Source organism: Geobacillus sp. 47C-IIb, from assembly GCF_014679705.1.
GTDB classification, from domain to species: Bacteria; Bacillota; Bacilli; order Bacillales; family Anoxybacillaceae; genus Geobacillus; species Geobacillus thermodenitrificans.
This window is the reverse complement of the sequence record NZ_CP061473.1, coordinates 3,022,835-3,039,451: the sequence shown is the minus strand read 5'-3', so window position 1 is coordinate 3,039,451 and position 16,617 is coordinate 3,022,835. Positions and strand designations below refer to the sequence as shown.

Here is a 16,617-nt window from a genome sequence, read left to right as displayed (position 1 = left end):
AAAACTCCCTTTCCTATGTATTCTTTCATGAGTATAGCATGTTCGGTGCAAAGAAAGAAAAATCATTGCTCAAAGGTTGGCGGCGACACGCACCATCATGCCATACACGAGCAGTCCGGCGTACAGGAAAGCAAAAATGAGAAAACACGCCCGCCAAAATAGACGGAACACCGCTGCTAGGCGAAAATCTGCCTTTTTCCGCCAATACCCGATCGCGATGGCGGCATGCAGTCCAAGCAAAAAGAGAAGGAGATGAATAAAATACGATTTTCCAAACAACACGGTCAGCAAAACATAGACGGCAGCAATAAAAAACGCGGTCGCAACGTTGACCGCGGCGTAAAATGCCGCCCGCTTCCGCCCCCCAAACAAACGCGCTCCCAAATAGACGAGCAAAAACAGGAAAAGCGGCAACGTCACAAATGTCGCCAGTATCGACGCGAGCCAATCACCCATCCGCGTTCCCCCCTTCTTTCCCCTTCAACGCGCAAAAGACAAAACGGACGAGCGGCAACGCCACCCCGCGCGCTTCCCCTTGCCTTAACACATAGCCTAAAATCGCATCGACTTCCGTTCGGCGCCCGTTTGCCACATCCATATACATTGACGAATAGTTGTCCGCCGTGCTTCGGCATATATGGACAATGCGTTGCCACGCCTGCTCGGCACTATGAAGCGGCAACACTTGTCTCACTTCATCAAACAACTGCGCCATCATGTCCCGATACGGCGCCACCTCAAGGAGTGCCCCGTTTTTTACCTGCAAGAGCGCCGTAAGCGGGTTGATGACCGCATTAACGATGAGCTTGTCGACAAGAACCCGCTCCCAATCATCCGCCCATTCAATTGGAAAATCACTGTCCCCAGACAATTCGGCGGCCATAGCAAGAGCTCCGTACAACGATGCGAGCGTTAACTTGCCAACCCCTGTATGTACTACCGTCCGGTCGTCAAGCTTCAGTGCGCCATGCTCTACGACACCGACGATGACGTTTTTATCAGCAAAAGCGGATAGCTTTTCAATGTGGCCCATGCCGTTTTGCAAAAACACAAGCGTGCGGACGCAGCGAAACGAATCGGGTTGTGCGCAAACAGCTGCGATATCATATTGTTTGACGGTCACGAACACAAGCGGCTCAACGAGCTCCGCCCCAGCAAACGGCTGCGCTCGAACCGCTACAACCTCTGTTTTCCCATCTTTTTTCAGCGCAACGCCACACTTGGCAAGCTGCTCAGCTTGAGACAAGCGTCTCGTATAAACTGTTACCTCGTGGCGCTGCCCGAGATAGGCGGCAAGTAGCAGTCCAACCGCCCCGCCGCCGACAATGCCAATGTTCATGCCTCTCCCCCGCTTTCTAGCACAGTCACGCTAGCCTTATTTTAGCAAATGTCTTCTTAGTCCGTTAAGAAAAAAAGCCGGCTAAAAAGCCAGCTTTTTATCCCTCACCGACACCCTCAGCTGCTGTTTGTTCCGCTTGTTTTTCCGATCCTGTCATCATTTTTCGCGCTCGCTCCATAATGGTGAGCAGGGTTTTATACTCCTCTTGAACAGCCGCCAGCTGTTTTTGCAGCGCTTCTTTTTCCATTTGTAATTTTGTAACCATTTGCTGCAGCTGTTCCATATCGTTTTTTAACGCCCGGTTTTCATCAGCTGTCCGTCGGATCTCGCGCGCCTTTTGCCCTTCAGCTTGCAAAAAGGCCAACACCTCCGCCCATGACAGCTTACTCTCAACCGCCGCTTCCATTTCCGGTTGCCCCCTGCCATCTTTTTCGGATGCCGTTTCTTTTTTTCTCGTTTTCCTCTCCTGTTTCGCCTGCTCAATTTCCTCTTTATACTGCTTGCGAACATATGAGTTCCAGCGAAATCCGCATGCCGCGGCCGTCCGCGACAAGCGCCGCCCTACTTCGGCAAACGCTTCCAGTTGGGTGCCGCCTGTACGAATATACTCAAGGACGACGTTAGCAAGCAGTTCATCCTCTTCTTTCGTCCATGCGTCTTGGCGTACTCCCGTCATCTCCTTCCCCTCCTTATTGCCGCTTTGTCATTATATGTATGCGGCTAATAGAAACGGTAGAAGGAAAAAATTACTTCTTGCGCAAAAAAGGACGCAATGCCTGTTCATGCTCAGCCGATCCCCAAAGCCCAGCACACCGATCGATTTCGGCGAAAAATTGCTCACGAAACCAAGTCATTCGCCATTTTTCGCCTGCCACAGCCTTATAGGCTTGCAAGACAGCAAGCGACCGCGCTGTATAGGGAGCAAGCCGCGCTTGCCACTGTTCACACCAACGATCCGCCGACAGAACCGCATCAGCCCAGCCGCACATTGCCATCTCCTCAGCCGCCATCGGCTCAGCGCGCAACAACAAGTCGAGTGCCCGCGCATACGGAAGCTTTTCAAACAGCATGGACGCGCCGCCCCAGCCGGTTGTAATACCAAGCCGGCCTTGAACGAACCCAATTCGACTCCCCTCCTTGACAAAGCGGAAATCACAGGCGGTCGCCAACTCGCAGCCCCCTCCCATTGCCGTTCCGTTGACAAGCGCTGCTGTCGGTTTCGGAAACGTCAGTAGTTTGTACAACAACTCCCCCATGCGCCTAAGCATTTGTTTTGCCTCCGCGCCGCGCAAATGTCCGAACTCTCTTAAATCGCCGCCGGAACAAAAGGCCTCGTCGCCGGCGCCGGTAATGGCAAACACTTTCACTTTGTCATCGGCCGCCGCTTGCTCCATTGCCTGTTCAAGGGCATGCATCACAGCAAAGTTGATCGCGTTGCGCCTTTCGGGGCGGCAAATCGTAAACAGCGCGATACCGTTATAATGCTCCACTATGGCTTCCATACCATGTCTCCCCTTTCGTATGATAAATTGGGCATGCATGCGCCGTTTTCCTGCCCCGTGACGAAAAAACGAGTCCACGGACAAAACGGCATTGTTTCCTCCATATAATAAAAAGGCTGCCCTATTTTCGGACAGCCTTTCGCGTGATGTCGGCGATTATTTGTTGACGACATCTCTTCCTTTGTACGTTCCGCATGCTTTGCAGACACGGTGCGCCAACTTCCATTCACCGCAGTTCGGGCATTGAACCATGCCTGGCACTTGCAGTTTAAAGTGTGTACGGCGCAGTCTTTTTCTCGTTTTCGATGTTCTTCTAAAAGGTACTGCCATCGTTCCCACCTCCTTGTCTGGCACATTCAGCTTATCGATGCCAGCAAGCGGGCGGCCGCTTGTTCGAGCCGCCCGTCGGCCGGCAAACAAGGCAGCTGCCGGACGGTGCGCATTTCGCCGGCGCCATCGACCGGCAACGCCGGTAAATGTCATTCCTTGTTTTTCTCTTCAAAAAACTTGGCCAACCCTGCTAGACGAGGATCGACTTTGTTCTCTGCTTGTTCTTCCATCGCCTTCTCCCATTGCTCTTCCGAGAGAACGTCCCATCCTTCCCCGTGCTGCGGCGCTCCGTCAGCGTCCGGATCATTAGCAATGAGTTGCAACGGGATTTCAAGCAAAATGAGTTCACGAATAATCGGATTCAAATCAATGGTTTCCCCGGTTACGACATGGATATCGTCGTCGGTTTCGACAAAGTCACCACCGTCGGCCAAAAACACTTCCGTTGTCTCGATGGAAAACGGATATTCCACATCAACGAGCGTCCGGGAACACGGCAATACCATCGTCCCTGACAGCGTCAAGTGAAACGTAAACTTTGTCGAACCGATGTCCGCTTTTCCTTGGACACGGACCAGTGAAATATCGCGGATCAACGTGTCGATTTGCTTTAAATCAGACACATCGATCGTCTCGTCAATCGTCATTTCCTTATGCTGAAAACGACGAAGCTGTTGAACCGTCCATTTCATATGATCACCTCAAGGCAACGAATAAAATTATACGTTCCGTTTCTATTTTTGTCAATGTTTTTTCTTTACAACCATACAGCCTTCAAAAAAGAGAAACAAAGCAAAAGGAAAGGCATACTCCCATCATTTCCAAATTTCACTGTTGGCATGCCCCTGTCTGTTGGCAACGGTGCAAAAGTCGACACCGCGCGGCTGCTTGTCAACGGTTATTTTGTAAACTTCCTCCCCATACTCACAGTTGAACTCTGCTACTGCTTATTCCATACTAGATTACATATAGGAGGTGTGGCCATTGATCAACGATCATTTTCATATCGGGCGGCATGTATTCTGTTGGGGAGAGCGGCCATGAAAGCCGTCGGCATCATCGTTGAATACAATCCGTTTCATAACGGCCATTGGCACCACTTGCAAGAGACGAAGGCAAAAACCGCGGCGGATTGCCTTATTGCCGTCATGAGCGGGAATTTCCTGCAACGCGGCGAACCGGCCATCGTTTCGAAATGGGCGCGGACGAAAATGGCGCTGGCGGCAGGCGTTGATATCGTCATCGAGCTGCCGTACGTATTCGCTGTCCAAGCGGCAGAACAATTTGCACACGGGGCGGTGCGGCTGCTTGATGCCCTCGGGTGCCAAGAACTTTGCTTTGGTAGCGAATCCGGGGACATTGCCGCCTTTTTGACTGCCGCCAAAACATGGTTTCAGCATAAGGAGAAGTTTGACTCCCTTGTCCGTTCTGAGCTTGCACGCGGGCAAAGCTTCCCGAAAGCGAACGCCGAGGCGTGGCGGCAGCTCGATTCCGATGCACTCGACTTATCCAAACCGAACAATGTGCTTGGATTTGCGTACGTAAAAGCGATTTGGCAAAACAAGCTGGCAATTGTGCCGCGTACCATCCCTCGTCTGGCGGCCGGATATCATGACGAATCGTTTTCCCACTCATCCATCGCCAGCGCGACCAGCTTGCGGAAAGTGCTCAGGCAAACAGGGCAGCTAGAACGAATCGCCGCGTACATCCCGTCCACCACCGCCGAACAGCTGCAGCAATACCGGCTGACGTACGGACGCTGGCATGATTGGGAGGCGTATTTTCCGCTGCTGAAATATCGTCTGCTGACATCCAGTGAAGAAGACCTACGCCGCATCGCCGGGGTGGAGGAAGGCATCGAATACCGGCTGAAGCAAAAAATTGTCAGCGCCGAAACGTTTGCTACTTTCATCGCCGCAACAAAAACGAAACGGTACACATGGACGAGACTGCAGCGCCTGTGCGTGCATGTGTTGACGAATTTCACAAAAGAGGAACAAAACAAGGCGGCCGCTCCGACGTACATCCGGCTGCTCGGTATGAATGAAACCGGACGCCGCTACTTGCAGCAGGTGAAAAAAGAGCTGGCATTGCCGCTCATTGCCAAAGCTGCCAAACTGAACGGCGATCCGCTGTATGAGCAAGAAAAAAGGGCGACAGCCGTCTACACTGCCGCCTTTCCTGAGCCGTTATACAGCGCCGCACTGAAGGAAGAATACGCGACGGCGCCCATTTACTTCTCCGGCATGGAACGCAAATAGCGGATCGCTTCGTCAAACGTATCCACCGGGACGATTTTCATTTTCGTCCCGATTTTTTTAGCCGTCCTTACTGCTTCGCGATAGTTCGACGACGGCGCACCATGTTCATTCGGAGCGAAGAACACATCTGCCCCTTCACGGTCAGCCGCCACGACTTTTTGCGCAATGCCGCCAATCGGACCCACTTCTCCATGAATGTCAATTGTTCCGGTGCCGGCGATTTTCCGTCCTTTCGTAATATCCTCATCGACAAGCTGATTATAAATTTCGAGTGAAAACATGAGTCCAGCCGACGGGCCGCCGATTTGTTCCGAATCGACTTCCACCGGTGGGTCGGTGCGGACGTCATAATCTGTCCTCAACGTGACACCAAGGCCGATTTGATTCGGATGGTGCGGAAACGGCTTCAGCACAAGCTCGGCTTCATGCTGCTTCCGGTCGCGGATAAACGTGACGCGAACACGATCGCCAGCTTGTTTTTCTCGAACGTAGCTCACGATTTGTTCTGACGTATTAATCGGCTGGCCGTCGATCGCAGCAATGCGGTCGCCGGCTTCTAGGCGCCCAGCTGCCGGCATATTAGGAAGGACACTCATCACGTACACGCCTTTCGCCTCATTCGTGACCGGCTTTCCGGCATGCTGGTAAGCCACGACGATCGCCGCCTCTTTCGACTGTTCCATCAACTCGAGCTGGCGCATCGTATATTCTTTATCGCTCTCCCCCTCCTGCTTAATCTCCTCCACCGGATGCAGCTCATAAAACGGGCGGATATGGGCGAGCAAGTAAGCGACAACGTTCGCGCGCCCCATGCGGACCGTCGTCAACATGAACGTTCCCTCATCACGGTCACCGTTTTCGACATGAACGAGCGGCTTTAAATATTGCGCACTTCCTGGCATCATCACATAATATGGCAGTTTCACAAAAAAGAGCAAAAAAGCGAGGACAGCGCCAAAGAAAAACGCTGCGATATACGTCCGTTTTTTCATTCGTGCTATGGCTCCTTCCACTGTTCGATCGCTTGGCGGATCGCTCCGATCTGTCTCCGCGCTTCTTCCTCACCGTGGGCGATAATTTCCTCAATATGTGTAAATGCCCGCGAGCTGTACCGCTCAACGCGCGGCCGGATCATCACGTCTGAGGCAAGCTGGCGGTAGGTGACGAGCTCGGCTTGCAAAACGTCGAGGCTCTGCCAGATGACATCAACAATCGATGTAATTTCCGCTTTCGTGTTAAGCGGGGCGACATCGACGGCGATGACAATATCCGCCCCCATCGCCCGGGCGACCGACACCGGCACCCGGTCGACGACACCACCGTCGACAAGCAGTCTCCCGTCCATCTCAGCCGGCACAAAAATGCCGGGAATCGAAATGCTTGCCCGCACCGCCTGTGCCGCTTCCCCTTGTCGAAAGACGACTTTTTCCCCCGTCTGCAAATCGGCGGCGACAACCGCCACCGGTGGAGAAAGATCCTCGATTCGCTTCCCTTTCGTCAACAAACGGATGAACTCAGTGATACGTTCGCCGGCAATTAATCCCATTTTCGGTACTGTCCAATCAAGAAAATCGTTGCGCCGAAACGATTTAGCGAGCCGATAAAGCCGGTTGAGGCCGTGGCCGCTCGCATAAAGGACAGCAACCAGCGCACCGATGCTGCTGCCGGCTAAGTAGGACACCGGAATGTCTTCCTGCTCCAATACTTTCAATACACCAAGATGGGCAAACCCGCGCGCTCCTCCCGAGCCAAGCGCCAATCCGACTTTCGGCGGCACAATCCTTCCCTCCTTCGCTGCGGTGTTCCCCGCTTTCATCTTATGGTCTAAAATGTCCCCCTATGCTCGTATATTAGGTTATATGAGGTTGTACCGCAAAAAGCCGAACAGCGAGAAAAGGGGGGAGAACGTTGAAACGAAACTGGGGAACCAAACTGAAAACGGTACTGCTCGCTTCCACTGTCACCCTATTTGCGTTTTCGCTCATTTGTTACCCGAAACAGTCGCTTGAAGCGTCCATTCGCGGTTTGAATATGTGGTGGGAAGTCGTTTTTCCATCGCTGTTGCCGTTTTTCATCATCTCAGAGCTGCTGATTAGCTTTGGCGTCGTCAGCTTTCTCGGCGTCCTGCTTGAACCGCTGATGCGCCCGTTGTTTCGTGTCCCAGGCGTTGGCGGGTTTGCCTGGGCGATGGGAATGGCGTCCGGCTATCCGTCCGGAGCCAAATTAACCGCCCGCCTGTACCAAGAAAAGCAACTATCGACCATTGAAGCTGAGCGGCTCGCTTCCTTCACTAATTCGTCGAACCCGCTGTTCATTTTTGGTGCTGTCTCGGCTGGATTTTTCAATAATCCACATCTTGGGCTTGTGTTGGCCATTTCCCATTATTTAGGGAACATTAGCGTTGGATTGATCATGCGCTTTCACGGCATCCGAAAAGAGAAAGGGAAGCCAAAGCGAAGCCCTCGCCCGTTTTCACTTCCGTACGCGTTGCGCACGTTGCACCAAACGAGGTTAAAAAACGAACAGCCGCTTGGCAAACTGCTCGGCGACGCTGTCCGTTCTTCCGTTCAAACGCTGTTAATGATCGGCGGTTTTATTATTCTCTTTTCTGTCGTCAACAAACTGTTGTACATGATGCACTTGACTGAACAGTTTGCTCCGCTGCTACGTCAGCTGCTCCGCCTCACCCAGCTGCCGGAGCAGTTTGACATCCCGGTGTTTTCCGGCTTATTTGAAATTACGCTTGGCAGTCAAATGATCAGCCAAACAGAAGAGGCCTCGCTGCTTGAAAAAGCGGTGGCGACAAGCTTCATCCTCGCTTTCGGCGGCTTTTCCGTTCAAGCGCAAGTCGCCAGCATCCTTGCTGAGGCCAACATTCGCTTCCAGCCATTTTTCATCGCCCGTCTGATGCACGGGGTGTTCGCAGCTTTATTTACATACTTGCTCTGGAAGCCGCTGTATGTACAGACAGCTAGCGGAGAGCCAGACAGTATTCCGACGTTTCTTCCCATCCCCCCGGACAACGCTTGGGACGAAGTCTGGCAACTGCTGCAACAATATGGACCGCTAGTAACACTGCTCTTTCTTTGCCTTTATATATGGCTGACCGCCAAAACGACCAATGGAACCCGCGGGCGCTTATAACCGTTAGGCGCCCGGTCTTTGGGGCCATCCGGTGAGCCAAGTCCACACTGTTTATGTTTTCATTATCAGCCAACTCCAAAGCCGTATTTCAGTTGCCGAGCGGGCACTGTTCCATCTTGGCTGTCAATCGGCAACTGCAGACGCAAATTTCCGCTTTAGCGCCGCTTCAACGACCGGGGGAACGAGCTCAGAAATGTCGCCATTATATTTCGCAACCTCTTTGACGATACTTGAGCTTAAAAATGCATACTGACTGTTTGTCATCATAAAAAACGTTTCAATGTTCTCATCGAGGACACGGTTCATCGACGTAATTTGCATTTCATACTCAAAATCAGACACGGCACGCAAGCCGCGCAAAATGGCGTTCGCCTTTTTGCTTCGGGCATAATCAACAAGCAGACCGTGGAACGATTCCACATGGACGTTATCGAGCGTCCGCGTCACCTCACGCAGCAACTCCATCCGCTCCTCGACGGTAAACAACGGCTTTTTCGATGAGTTGTTTAACACCGCAACATAAACTTGGTCAAACACTTTCGCCCCCCGCTTAATAATATCCAAATGCCCGTATGTCACAGGGTCAAAGCTCCCCGGGCAAACGGCAATGCTCGCCATCGCTTTCGTCCCCTTTCTGTTCGTCTATCCGGCGATAAATGGTGATGCCGGTAATGCCATACGTTTCCCGTTTCCATTGCTTTAAGTTGCCGACTTCTTCCGGCAGCTCGACCTCAGCCAGATGTTCGGCAACGACAACGCCATTCGCCTTCAGCAGGCCATGCTCGACAATGAATGATAAAAGCGTCAGCCACTTTTTCTCTTTGTAGGGCGGATCAAGAAAAATGACAGAGAAACGCAAGCCGCGCTTCGCAACCGCCTTTAATGCCCGCCCGGCATCATTGCGGTAAATTTCCGCCCGTTTCTCAAGCCCGCAGGCAGCAACGTTTTTTCGAACCGTTTGCACTGCCTTCGTATCATGATCGACAAAAATGACACGCTCGAGCCCTCGACTGAGCGCTTCGATGCCCAACCCACCGCTGCCGGCGAACAAATCAAGACCGATGCCGTCCGTAAAATACGGCCCGATCATATTGAAAATCGCCTCTTTTACTTTATCGGTCGTCGGACGCGTCGACATCCCTGGAACCGCTTGCAGATGCCGACCTTTGCACATTCCAGAAATGACTCTCATCGCGTTCACCTAATTCGTTGTTTTCATCGTAATCTTACCATAAAGTTGGTCATCGTCAAACCGAAGAATTTTTTATCCGCCGATGTATAAGAATCGGCAAACCGTCCATAATGAGTAATGGCAACATCGTTAATGGCGTTGTTGCCAATGACGGAGAAGACTTACGTTTCCCCATAAGTTCTTCCTCCGGTTTCTCCTCTCCCTTTTCTTTTTTTCTTTCCATCCCTTGTTCCGCACTAGGCGGAGACAAGGAATTGGAAAGAGCCTTGCGGATCGTTTTGTCCGCAAGGTTTTTTTTGATTGCAATTTCTGACGATGGCCGGTAAAGTTAAGGATGGACGATGATTGCAAGGGGGACAACATATGATCCAACGTTTTATCGAACTTGGCGAAGGTTATTCCGATATATATGAATTGATTGAGCTGGCGCGGGCTAATCGCCATCGCTTATCCGGCTTTTTTGCTTTCCATACAGTGAAAAAAGAGCAGCCCGTCGTCTCCTTGGTTGTTGTTCTTCGCCCAACAGATCCGGGCGACTTTCAGCCGCTTTATATTTGCCGTGAAGGCATTCCCGATCCATCCGTCAAGCCGAACAAACGGTACAAACTATTCGAAGAAACGGTGAAAGAGCTTGGCGAAACCATCATCCATCTCGATGTCAAGCCATCGACAATGTTCGCTGACCTTGACCTATACTATCAGCACTTAATCGGCATTATGCGGATGAATCGCTTCATTCCGCCGCTTCAATAGTGAAAAAAGAGCAGGCCCGCTGCTGATACCAGCTAGGGCCCGCTCTTTTCTCTCATCCAAGCGGATACGGGGAGTCTTTTTCTTTCTCCCCTTTCGATTCAAACTCTAACCTTAAAAACGGTCGGTACGACGGCTCGACCCGCTTGACAAACGGGAGTGCGGCAAGTTTTTTCATCACATGGTCAACTTGTTCCATATCGCAGTAAAGAACTGCATACTTCAGCCGCTTGGAAATGTAATGAATGTTGCCGAACTTGCGCAGCTGTTTCCCATATTTCAGCGAATGAAGCCAAACGATAATCCCTTGCCGTTTTGGAAACATAGTCCCTTCCCCTTTTTTTCTATGTGCGGCAACCGCAGCTCCCACCGCTCCCGCAACCGCCGGAACAGCCGGCCGACAAAAAATACGGATTCCCGGTCGGCACTTTCACATGTTCCGATACGGCCTTGCCAATCAGTACGCTAATATCGTCAAGCAGTTGCTGCAGCGCCTTTTCCGCTTCTTTAAAGGCGGCAACCGTTCCGTGCAAATCGAGCTCCCGTTTCGCTTCCCGCACTTCTTTCATCACATCGCGGTAATCGGGATGATATTTGCCGAATCGCTGCACTTCCTCGTATCGTTCCTTCAACTGAACGAAGCGGGCAATCAGCTGTTGAGCACGGTGGTCTTGCTTGAGCCGCCAAAACGCGCGACGATAGTCGGCCGCCACATCTGACTCAACAACCATTTTCGCTAACGCTTCCGCTTTATCCAAAATCTCGATGCGCTCGAGAGTAGCAATCCTCACAAATCTGGCACCTCCATTATTCATCATACCATGAATGAAAGAAAAATGGAAAGCGGAGAGATGTCAGAGGGGAGGATGGCCAAAAAAGATTATGTAAAAACTGGAAATCATTGAGTAAAATAATATAAGGTTGATAAACATCACTGATGCTCGTACACCTTCACGCTTAAGAGCAAAAGGCCCCTTTCGTGAATAGGCCAAAAAGCGCATAAAAACGAGGCGGGAGCGACTCTTGCCCAAAGCCGCCACCCGCCATTTGTTACGGAATATCCACATCAAATTCATGCGTCATGCCAGTCACCTTTCCATCGTTGTAAACGAGTTCAAGGCGAATGACATGCTTTCCACTCGGCAGACCGCGCACGATAAACGCAGCGGTATATACTTCCGTTACCTTTTGTTCGTTGACATAGACGTTAATATGACCACCGCCGTTTCCTTTGCGAAACGGAAACTGAGCGGCAAAACATTCAATGAGAACGTCATTCCCTTGCACCTGATGCTTTACTTCCAATAGGCCGCCCGCGGATGGTTCATGAAGGGCGGCTGATGTTGCCGCCGGCCCGCCGATGGCAGGCACCAATAGCAGCATCACACACCCAAGCCATACAAGCCATTTCGGCAAAGACATCACTCCCTTTTAGGGCTAGTCTTTGCTGTTTGCTGTTAAATTAGTCACGCAACGCTTTGAACATTTGCCACATGAGCGATGCCATTTGCAGGGATTGGGCAATTTTTTCTACCTTATCGGGAATCGTTTGCTCGTAATGGCGCAAAGCAGCCAACTGAAGCGTCGACAGCTCATGCGGGCGGCGGGCAAGCAGCCGATACCATCGGGGCTGTTCGCGCAAAAACGCACGCAACATCGGGTTTGCCTGTATATATTGCCATACGTCCTTTCTCATCGCCACCACCCTTTAGTCTTTGCGGAAAGAAAACGGATGCTCCTCTTTGTTCGGGCGCTGCGATCCAGCCCCTTGAAATTCAGAAAGAATGCTTTGAATGGCAGTGATCGCCTGTTGGACGTTCGCTAAATGTTTTTGCACCTCTTCCGCATCGAGCTGTCCGAGCATTGCAGCTAGCTTATCAAGCCATGTGTTTGTTCCTTTTTCCTCCTCTTTCTCCTTGCGGCTTGCTTCACGATACGGATCCCATATTTCATCGTCCTCCCCGAACAAATACCAATCCTCATACACTTGCTTCCACGTCTTTTTGCCGCTGCGCACCTCTTGGACAAGTTTCGGATGTTTTTTCACAAACTGTTTGAATTGCTCAACAGAAGGATGCAGAGGCTTGGCCATGGCGGTTCTCATCCCTTTCATCCACTCATGCCTATCTGCCATATCATATCGCACCCAGCAAGCGAACGTGCGCCCAATTTTTACAGTGGGGTAAAGAAGTTTTGCGTGTAATAATCCTCATAGACGCCGACACCAAGGTAAGTAAATTCTTCGTTTAGCATAACTTCCCGATGTTTCTCGCTGTTGAGCCATCCGATGGTCGCCTCCACACCATCCACCTGATGAGCAGCGATATTTTCCCCAGCCAATTGGAAAGAAATATTAAGAACGCCCAACCGTTGGGATAAATCCCCATATTGCGGCGATTCATGGGAGAAAAATTGGTTGTCATGCATGTCCCGGCTATGCTTGGCGGCGGCGGTGGCCGCTTGGTCATCCCACATAAGGGAAGAAAGCCCATAGCGGTGACGGAGCAAATTCGTCCAGTCAAAAATTTGTTTCGCATTGGCCGCATCCACATTTCGTTGCTCTTCTTCCGACAAAGGAGCAACCGTGGGGAGGCGGCCGCGGTAAACAAGCTCGTACGGCTGCAGCTTAACGAACGTTTCCGCATCCATCAGACGAACGGCTGCTACGCTGCCGGTAAAGCGATCGATGTACAGCTGGGCATAAGCATCGCCAACTTTGACGACCGGCCTTGATGAATAATCTTGTTCGGACAGCTCAAACCGATACGTCCCGCTGCTTAGCTTAATTTCAATGTTCGATAAGACCGGCATCGTTTGAAAAATCGTCTGCAGGCGCTGACCGACTGCAAACGGCTCGACGTTCACCTTTTCCCCGCCAACCAAAGCGGTAACGACCTTGCCATGAAGCACGCCGATTTGCACGTACGATTCCGAATGGCGGCTGTACACCCACCAATCATAGCCATAGGCGGAGGGATCGATCCGCTCTGGCTCGCCAAGCTGTTTTTTCGCTTCTTGCGCCGGTCGACCGATTAAAGAGACAATGCCAGCGGTCGCCTTCGGCTCTGTCAACACATGACCGTCTGTCTTCGGCTGTTCCACGGGACTTGGGGGCGGCGGGCTCGGTGCAAAGTAATAAAACCCGATCAAGAATAACAAAAAAAGGAAGAACCATCTCACAAAGCAACTCCCGCTTTCTACACAATATCCTTACTGTCATTATAGCCGTTTTTCAAAGCCAAAAAAAAGAGGACGCCCAAAAAGAGCGTCTTGTCTCGTTAAAAGAAGCGATGCCTTGTCTGATTGGCTAATGGACGCTATGTTGTTCGGAAATCTCGCTCAGCGCACGGCCGGCGCTTTCGTCGGAATAGCGGTTCGTCGCCAAATCACCAAGCGCCACAATGCCGACTAAACGGCCATTTTCAACGACGGGGAGCCGGCGAATTTGATGGCGCGCCATCATGTCTGCCGCCTTTTGCACCGAATCATCAGGGGATAGCGTTACAAGATCACGGCTCATCACTTCCGTCACCGCCGTCGAGCCGGGGTGCTTTTCCGCTATACCGCGTACGACTAAATCGCGGTCAGTGATCATTCCAACCAAGTGGCCATCATCGACGATGGGGATGGCCCCAACATCAAATTCACGCATTTTCACGGCTACTTCATAAATGTTGTCGAGCGGGGTGCAATATTGTATATCAGTGGACATAACGTCCCGTACTGTTTGCATTGTCCGTCTCTCCTTTCTGCTTGTTATTGTGTGCCCGAAACGAGAAAAAATGCACCTAAAACAAAAACAATGGCAAACAATTCGTTGAAAAGCAAACCGTTTTCGTACTATTATAAATGAGGGGATGATTTCCTTTTTGGCGCTCTACATACTGCGTTGTTAGGAGGAAGACAGATGAAATTTGAAAATAGCGGACTCGAAAATCAGACAGTTGAACTGTCCCGCCTTGATGACATCATGAAAAGCCTCGGTTTTGTACGCGCGGCGCAATGGGATTATGAGCGGGTCACGTACGACCGGAAATATGTGATTAAGGAAGGGACATATTATTTGCGCGTTCAAGGATACGCGGTCGAGGGAGATGTCGATTCGCGCTATGCCCTCATTAAGTTGCTCACGCCGATTTTAGGGAAACATTACTATCCGCACGGCGTCGAATATGGCGAGGATGAACATTTCCCATCTTCCCTTGTCAGCCAATGCCAAAAACTATTATCGCAAATCAAAAGCGAACTCGAGAAAGTCAAGGAGTAATGAAAAAACGCATGAGAGCTGATTTCTCATGCGTTTTTTCACGGCATCACAAGCCGCTTGACCGTGACATCAATGGCCTCAGCCACGTACGGTGTCATGGCGGCAATCTCCTCAGCAATTTGCTGTTGCAGCTCGCGGCAAACAGCGAGCACCGGCGCCCCGTACCGGATGGACAGCTTCACGGTGATGCGGCATCGGCCTCTTTGGGAGACAGTCACGAGCACTTCACAATCATCGGGCAACACTTCTTCCCACTCGCGCACACACATCATGACAATCGTCAGCAGCGTCGCTTCCACGGCGCTCCGCTTCCGGTATCGCAACGTATTCACCGCACTCCCCTCCCGCTGCGCATTCTCTGCTTATGCTTATGCTATGCGGGGCCGGCAGCCGGCGCTACTCGGCCAGCTAAAAGCCCAATACGGCTTTAATGAGCGATGTCGTCTGTCCCCCCGGATAAAGCACATAAAGCAACCAGTAGACAACAACCCCGGTTGAGGCGCTGCCAAACCAAATGATGCTTGTCACTGGACCGAGACGGCGGTGGCGGGACCGATTATCTTTTAAGCCGCTCCAAATCGTCACAAGGCCAAACACTGCCCCAATCGTCGCTAAAACAATATGGAAAAAGAGGAATGCGGTATAATACACCTTGACGTCCTCTGGTCCACCAAAGCTCGTATTGCCAATAAACAACGTCCGCGACATATAAATGACAAAAAACAAAAGCGCAAAGACAGCAGCGGCCAACATCACCTTTTTATGCGCTTCCGTCCGCCTGCGGCTGATCAAGTACCAACCGTAAGCGACAAGCAGGGCGCTGATCACAATGCAACTCGTGCTGATCGTCGGTAACATCTCCATGGCTTCTCTTCCCTTCCCTTCGTCTCTTCTTTACGATGAACGGCACGTTACAGTTTCGTCGGCCGTGGCGTCATATCCATGCTCGGTTCTTTTTCCCGCTCCTTCTGATACCACTCTCTAAAAACAAAGAACAGCATAGTCCCATACACAATTTCTTGAATAATTTTCATCAATATCCCACCAAGCTGCTGATCATGAAGCGGGGACATCGACAAAAACATTTGCGGTCCGGTCAAATCAAGCGAAGCTAATATTCCTTGCGGCACGCAAAGCGCCAACCCGGTCATCCATGCTTCTGGATCTGTGTACGTCTCATAAAGCGGGGTGCCTGCAAAGATAATGAGCGCACAAGCCGGTGTAAGCAGCATGCCGTCAGCAAAAATATATCCCATTTTTTTTAATCCTGATAATGTCGTCCAGCCCGAAAGTTTATTAACAAGCGCCCACCACATGAAAAAAGCTGCAATGAAAATGACCGTTGTGACAAAAGCATGCAAAAACATATTCGTTTTCACGACATCAAACACCATTGGAACATGGTACAACGAAAATAAACCATTAAACAAAAACAAAGACACGATCGGTTTTGTCAACAGCTGAAACGAACGGCGCACGATTGCAATGCGGAATATCCGCTCATAAAACGGCGCTGGAATTCCTAAAATAAAACATTGTGGCACCAGTAAATAAAGCAGAGCCATTTGCACCATATGGGCGGTAAACGTTAAATGCCCCATCAAATCGAGCGGGGAGCCTTTGCATACGTAAAGAAGAACAATTCCTGTCAAAAAGTACGCTCTTTGCTTTCTCGAAACAGGAACATCAAGACCAAACCGCTGCCGCCACGGTCCGGTAGCTGCGAGATATAATACGGCAATAGTCAGCAATGCCAACAGAAAAAACGGACTCCAAAGCGCAACTGTGCCAAACATTTGCAGCGATTGAAACATAGGAATCTCCTCCTGCTT

25 protein-coding genes are annotated in these 16,617 nt (G+C 51.1%); 4 read left to right on the top strand and 21 right to left on the bottom strand.

Annotated features, from left to right (window positions below):
- Window positions 1–69: 69 nt before the first annotated feature.
- The 6 genes from IC804_RS15405 to IC804_RS15380 form a co-directional block, all read right to left on the bottom strand.
- Window positions 70–456 carry a DUF3397 domain-containing protein gene (locus IC804_RS15405; RefSeq protein WP_008878698.1) on the bottom strand — a complete coding sequence of 129 codons (387 nt, stop codon included), beginning with the start codon at window positions 454–456 and terminating at the stop codon, window positions 70–72.
- Window positions 449–1,339, bottom strand: coding sequence for a 2-dehydropantoate 2-reductase (locus tag IC804_RS15400; protein ID WP_008878699.1), 891 nt, complete (start codon window positions 1,337–1,339; stop codon window positions 449–451). The genes IC804_RS15405 and IC804_RS15400 overlap by 8 nt, the downstream gene beginning before the upstream one ends.
- A 97-nt stretch (window positions 1,340–1,436) precedes the next feature.
- On the bottom strand, window positions 1,437–2,015 hold the full coding sequence (locus IC804_RS15395) for an RsfA family transcriptional regulator (protein ID WP_008878700.1): 579 nt from the start codon (window positions 2,013–2,015) through the stop codon (window positions 1,437–1,439).
- Between the two features lie 70 nt (window positions 2,016–2,085).
- Window positions 2,086–2,841 carry an enoyl-CoA hydratase/isomerase family protein gene (locus IC804_RS15390; protein WP_008878701.1) on the bottom strand — a complete coding sequence of 252 codons (756 nt, stop codon included), beginning with the start codon at window positions 2,839–2,841 and terminating at the stop codon, window positions 2,086–2,088.
- A gap of 156 nt (window positions 2,842–2,997) precedes the next feature.
- Entirely contained in the window at window positions 2,998–3,171 is a 174-nt protein-coding gene (rpmF, locus tag IC804_RS15385; RefSeq protein ID WP_011230605.1) for a 50S ribosomal protein L32, read from the bottom strand.
- 149 nt (window positions 3,172–3,320) lie between these two features.
- Window positions 3,321–3,863: a YceD family protein gene (locus tag IC804_RS15380; RefSeq protein WP_008878703.1), complete on the bottom strand. Its 543-nt coding sequence runs from the start codon at window positions 3,861–3,863 to the stop codon at window positions 3,321–3,323.
- 348 nt (window positions 3,864–4,211) lie between these two features.
- On the opposite strand from IC804_RS15380, the gene IC804_RS15375 reads away from it, so the two are divergent.
- Window positions 4,212–5,432 (top strand): nucleotidyltransferase, encoded by a 1,221-nt coding sequence (locus IC804_RS15375; RefSeq protein WP_011887093.1) that lies wholly within the window; start codon window positions 4,212–4,214, stop codon window positions 5,430–5,432.
- On the opposite strand, the gene IC804_RS15370 is transcribed toward IC804_RS15375, so the two are convergent.
- Entirely contained in the window at window positions 5,405–6,424 is a 1,020-nt protein-coding gene (locus IC804_RS15370; protein ID WP_008878705.1) for a SepM family pheromone-processing serine protease, read from the bottom strand. The two genes, IC804_RS15375 and IC804_RS15370, sit on opposite strands and share 28 nt — an antisense overlap.
- Window positions 6,425–6,429: 5 nt before the next feature.
- Window positions 6,430–7,209, bottom strand: a complete 780-nt coding sequence (locus IC804_RS15365) for a patatin-like phospholipase family protein (protein WP_008878706.1) — start codon at window positions 7,207–7,209, stop codon at window positions 6,430–6,432.
- A gap of 131 nt (window positions 7,210–7,340) precedes the next feature.
- Here IC804_RS15365 and ylbJ point away from each other — a divergent pair, with 131 nt between their 5' ends.
- Complete coding sequence (ylbJ, locus tag IC804_RS15360) at window positions 7,341–8,576, top strand: sporulation integral membrane protein YlbJ (RefSeq protein WP_008878707.1); 1,236 nt, start codon at window positions 7,341–7,343, stop codon at window positions 8,574–8,576.
- Between the two features lie 123 nt (window positions 8,577–8,699).
- On the opposite strand, the gene coaD is transcribed toward ylbJ, so the two are convergent.
- The 3 genes from coaD to IC804_RS15345 are packed head-to-tail and all read right to left on the bottom strand — an operon-like array spanning window position 8,700 to window position 9,991.
- A complete protein-coding gene (gene coaD / locus IC804_RS15355) occupies window positions 8,700–9,194 on the bottom strand; it encodes a pantetheine-phosphate adenylyltransferase (RefSeq protein WP_008878708.1) in 495 nt (164 codons plus the stop codon).
- A complete protein-coding gene (gene rsmD, locus IC804_RS15350; protein WP_008878709.1) occupies window positions 9,160–9,768 on the bottom strand; it encodes a 16S rRNA (guanine(966)-N(2))-methyltransferase RsmD in 609 nt (202 codons plus the stop codon). The genes coaD and rsmD overlap by 35 nt, the downstream gene beginning before the upstream one ends.
- Before the next feature lie 55 nt (window positions 9,769–9,823).
- Window positions 9,824–9,991 carry a hypothetical protein gene (locus IC804_RS15345; protein WP_190300625.1) on the bottom strand — a complete coding sequence of 56 codons (168 nt, stop codon included), beginning with the start codon at window positions 9,989–9,991 and terminating at the stop codon, window positions 9,824–9,826.
- A 140-nt stretch (window positions 9,992–10,131) separates the two neighbouring features.
- Between IC804_RS15345 and IC804_RS15340 the strand changes: the two genes are divergently transcribed.
- Window positions 10,132–10,521, top strand: coding sequence for a DUF7147 family protein (locus tag IC804_RS15340; RefSeq protein ID WP_060475717.1), 390 nt, complete (start codon window positions 10,132–10,134; stop codon window positions 10,519–10,521).
- Window positions 10,522–10,573: 52 nt separating this feature from the next.
- Here the strand turns inward: IC804_RS15340 and IC804_RS15335 are convergent, their stop codons facing one another.
- The 7 genes from IC804_RS15335 to IC804_RS15305 all read right to left on the bottom strand — a co-directional run bounded on the left by IC804_RS15335 (window position 10,574) and on the right by IC804_RS15305 (window position 14,251).
- Window positions 10,574–10,843, bottom strand: coding sequence for a YlbG family protein (locus IC804_RS15335; protein ID WP_008878711.1), 270 nt, complete (start codon window positions 10,841–10,843; stop codon window positions 10,574–10,576).
- Window positions 10,844–10,862: 19 nt separating this feature from the next.
- Complete coding sequence (locus IC804_RS15330; RefSeq protein WP_008878712.1) at window positions 10,863–11,309, bottom strand: YlbF/YmcA family competence regulator; 447 nt, start codon at window positions 11,307–11,309, stop codon at window positions 10,863–10,865.
- A 259-nt stretch (window positions 11,310–11,568) separates the two neighbouring features.
- Window positions 11,569–11,940, bottom strand: a complete 372-nt coding sequence (locus IC804_RS15325; RefSeq protein WP_008878713.1) for a hypothetical protein — start codon at window positions 11,938–11,940, stop codon at window positions 11,569–11,571.
- A 40-nt stretch (window positions 11,941–11,980) separates the two neighbouring features.
- Window positions 11,981–12,214 (bottom strand): YlbE-like family protein, encoded by a 234-nt coding sequence (locus tag IC804_RS15320; RefSeq protein ID WP_008878714.1) that lies wholly within the window; start codon window positions 12,212–12,214, stop codon window positions 11,981–11,983.
- 12 nt (window positions 12,215–12,226) lie between these two features.
- A complete protein-coding gene (locus IC804_RS15315) occupies window positions 12,227–12,610 on the bottom strand; it encodes a YlbD family protein (RefSeq protein ID WP_029760406.1) in 384 nt (127 codons plus the stop codon).
- Window positions 12,611–12,690: 80 nt separating this feature from the next.
- The gene (locus IC804_RS15310) at window positions 12,691–13,698 is read right to left on the bottom strand and encodes a CAP domain-containing protein (RefSeq protein ID WP_008878716.1); all 1,008 of its coding nucleotides are present in this window, start codon (window positions 13,696–13,698) and stop codon (window positions 12,691–12,693) included.
- A 127-nt stretch (window positions 13,699–13,825) separates the two neighbouring features.
- Window positions 13,826–14,251, bottom strand: coding sequence for a CBS domain-containing protein (locus IC804_RS15305; protein WP_008878717.1), 426 nt, complete (start codon window positions 14,249–14,251; stop codon window positions 13,826–13,828).
- Between the two features lie 174 nt (window positions 14,252–14,425).
- On the opposite strand from IC804_RS15305, the gene IC804_RS15300 reads away from it, so the two are divergent.
- Entirely contained in the window at window positions 14,426–14,785 is a 360-nt protein-coding gene (locus IC804_RS15300) for a YugN family protein (protein ID WP_008878718.1), read from the top strand.
- A gap of 38 nt (window positions 14,786–14,823) precedes the next feature.
- Here IC804_RS15300 and IC804_RS15295 read toward each other — a convergent pair whose 3' ends face one another.
- From IC804_RS15295 to ctaG, 3 genes are all read right to left on the bottom strand, one after another.
- Window positions 14,824–15,117, bottom strand: a complete 294-nt coding sequence (locus IC804_RS15295; protein WP_008878719.1) for an Asp23/Gls24 family envelope stress response protein — start codon at window positions 15,115–15,117, stop codon at window positions 14,824–14,826.
- Between the two features lie 76 nt (window positions 15,118–15,193).
- Window positions 15,194–15,649 (bottom strand): DUF420 domain-containing protein, encoded by a 456-nt coding sequence (locus IC804_RS15290; protein ID WP_008878720.1) that lies wholly within the window; start codon window positions 15,647–15,649, stop codon window positions 15,194–15,196.
- A gap of 47 nt (window positions 15,650–15,696) precedes the next feature.
- The gene (gene ctaG, locus IC804_RS15285) at window positions 15,697–16,599 is read right to left on the bottom strand and encodes a cytochrome c oxidase assembly factor CtaG (RefSeq protein WP_008878721.1); all 903 of its coding nucleotides are present in this window, start codon (window positions 16,597–16,599) and stop codon (window positions 15,697–15,699) included.
- Between the last annotated feature and the right edge of the window lie 18 nt (window positions 16,600–16,617).

Coding starts and splice junctions, on each gene's coding strand:
- IC804_RS15390 (WP_008878701.1), bottom strand. CDS start 2,841: ATGGAAGCCATAGTGGAGCATTATAACGGTATCGCGCTGTTTACGATT.
- rsmD (WP_008878709.1), bottom strand. CDS start 9,768: ATGAGAGTCATTTCTGGAATGTGCAAAGGTCGGCATCTGCAAGCGGTT.
- IC804_RS15320 (WP_008878714.1), bottom strand. CDS start 12,214: ATGAGAAAGGACGTATGGCAATATATACAGGCAAACCCGATGTTGCGT.
- IC804_RS15400 (WP_008878699.1), bottom strand. CDS start 1,339: ATGAACATTGGCATTGTCGGCGGCGGGGCGGTTGGACTGCTACTTGCC.
- IC804_RS15290 (WP_008878720.1), bottom strand. CDS start 15,649: ATGGAGATGTTACCGACGATCAGCACGAGTTGCATTGTGATCAGCGCC.
- IC804_RS15300 (WP_008878718.1), top strand. CDS start 14,426: ATGAAATTTGAAAATAGCGGACTCGAAAATCAGACAGTTGAACTGTCC.
- IC804_RS15335 (WP_008878711.1), bottom strand. CDS start 10,843: ATGTTTCCAAAACGGCAAGGGATTATCGTTTGGCTTCATTCGCTGAAA.
- IC804_RS15340 (WP_060475717.1), top strand. CDS start 10,132: ATGATCCAACGTTTTATCGAACTTGGCGAAGGTTATTCCGATATATAT.
- IC804_RS15380 (WP_008878703.1), bottom strand. CDS start 3,863: ATGAAATGGACGGTTCAACAGCTTCGTCGTTTTCAGCATAAGGAAATG.
- IC804_RS15315 (WP_029760406.1), bottom strand. CDS start 12,610: ATGGCCAAGCCTCTGCATCCTTCTGTTGAGCAATTCAAACAGTTTGTG.
- IC804_RS15375 (WP_011887093.1), top strand. CDS start 4,212: ATGAAAGCCGTCGGCATCATCGTTGAATACAATCCGTTTCATAACGGC.
- IC804_RS15370 (WP_008878705.1), bottom strand. CDS start 6,424: ATGAAAAAACGGACGTATATCGCAGCGTTTTTCTTTGGCGCTGTCCTC.
- ctaG (WP_008878721.1), bottom strand. CDS start 16,599: ATGTTTCAATCGCTGCAAATGTTTGGCACAGTTGCGCTTTGGAGTCCG.
- coaD (WP_008878708.1), bottom strand. CDS start 9,194: ATGGCGAGCATTGCCGTTTGCCCGGGGAGCTTTGACCCTGTGACATAC.
- IC804_RS15325 (WP_008878713.1), bottom strand. CDS start 11,940: ATGTCTTTGCCGAAATGGCTTGTATGGCTTGGGTGTGTGATGCTGCTA.
- IC804_RS15405 (WP_008878698.1), bottom strand. CDS start 456: ATGGGTGATTGGCTCGCGTCGATACTGGCGACATTTGTGACGTTGCCG.
- IC804_RS15305 (WP_008878717.1), bottom strand. CDS start 14,251: ATGCAAACAGTACGGGACGTTATGTCCACTGATATACAATATTGCACC.
- rpmF (WP_011230605.1), bottom strand. CDS start 3,171: ATGGCAGTACCTTTTAGAAGAACATCGAAAACGAGAAAAAGACTGCGC.
- IC804_RS15345 (WP_190300625.1), bottom strand. CDS start 9,991: ATGGAAAGAAAAAAAGAAAAGGGAGAGGAGAAACCGGAGGAAGAACTT.
- IC804_RS15395 (WP_008878700.1), bottom strand. CDS start 2,015: ATGACGGGAGTACGCCAAGACGCATGGACGAAAGAAGAGGATGAACTG.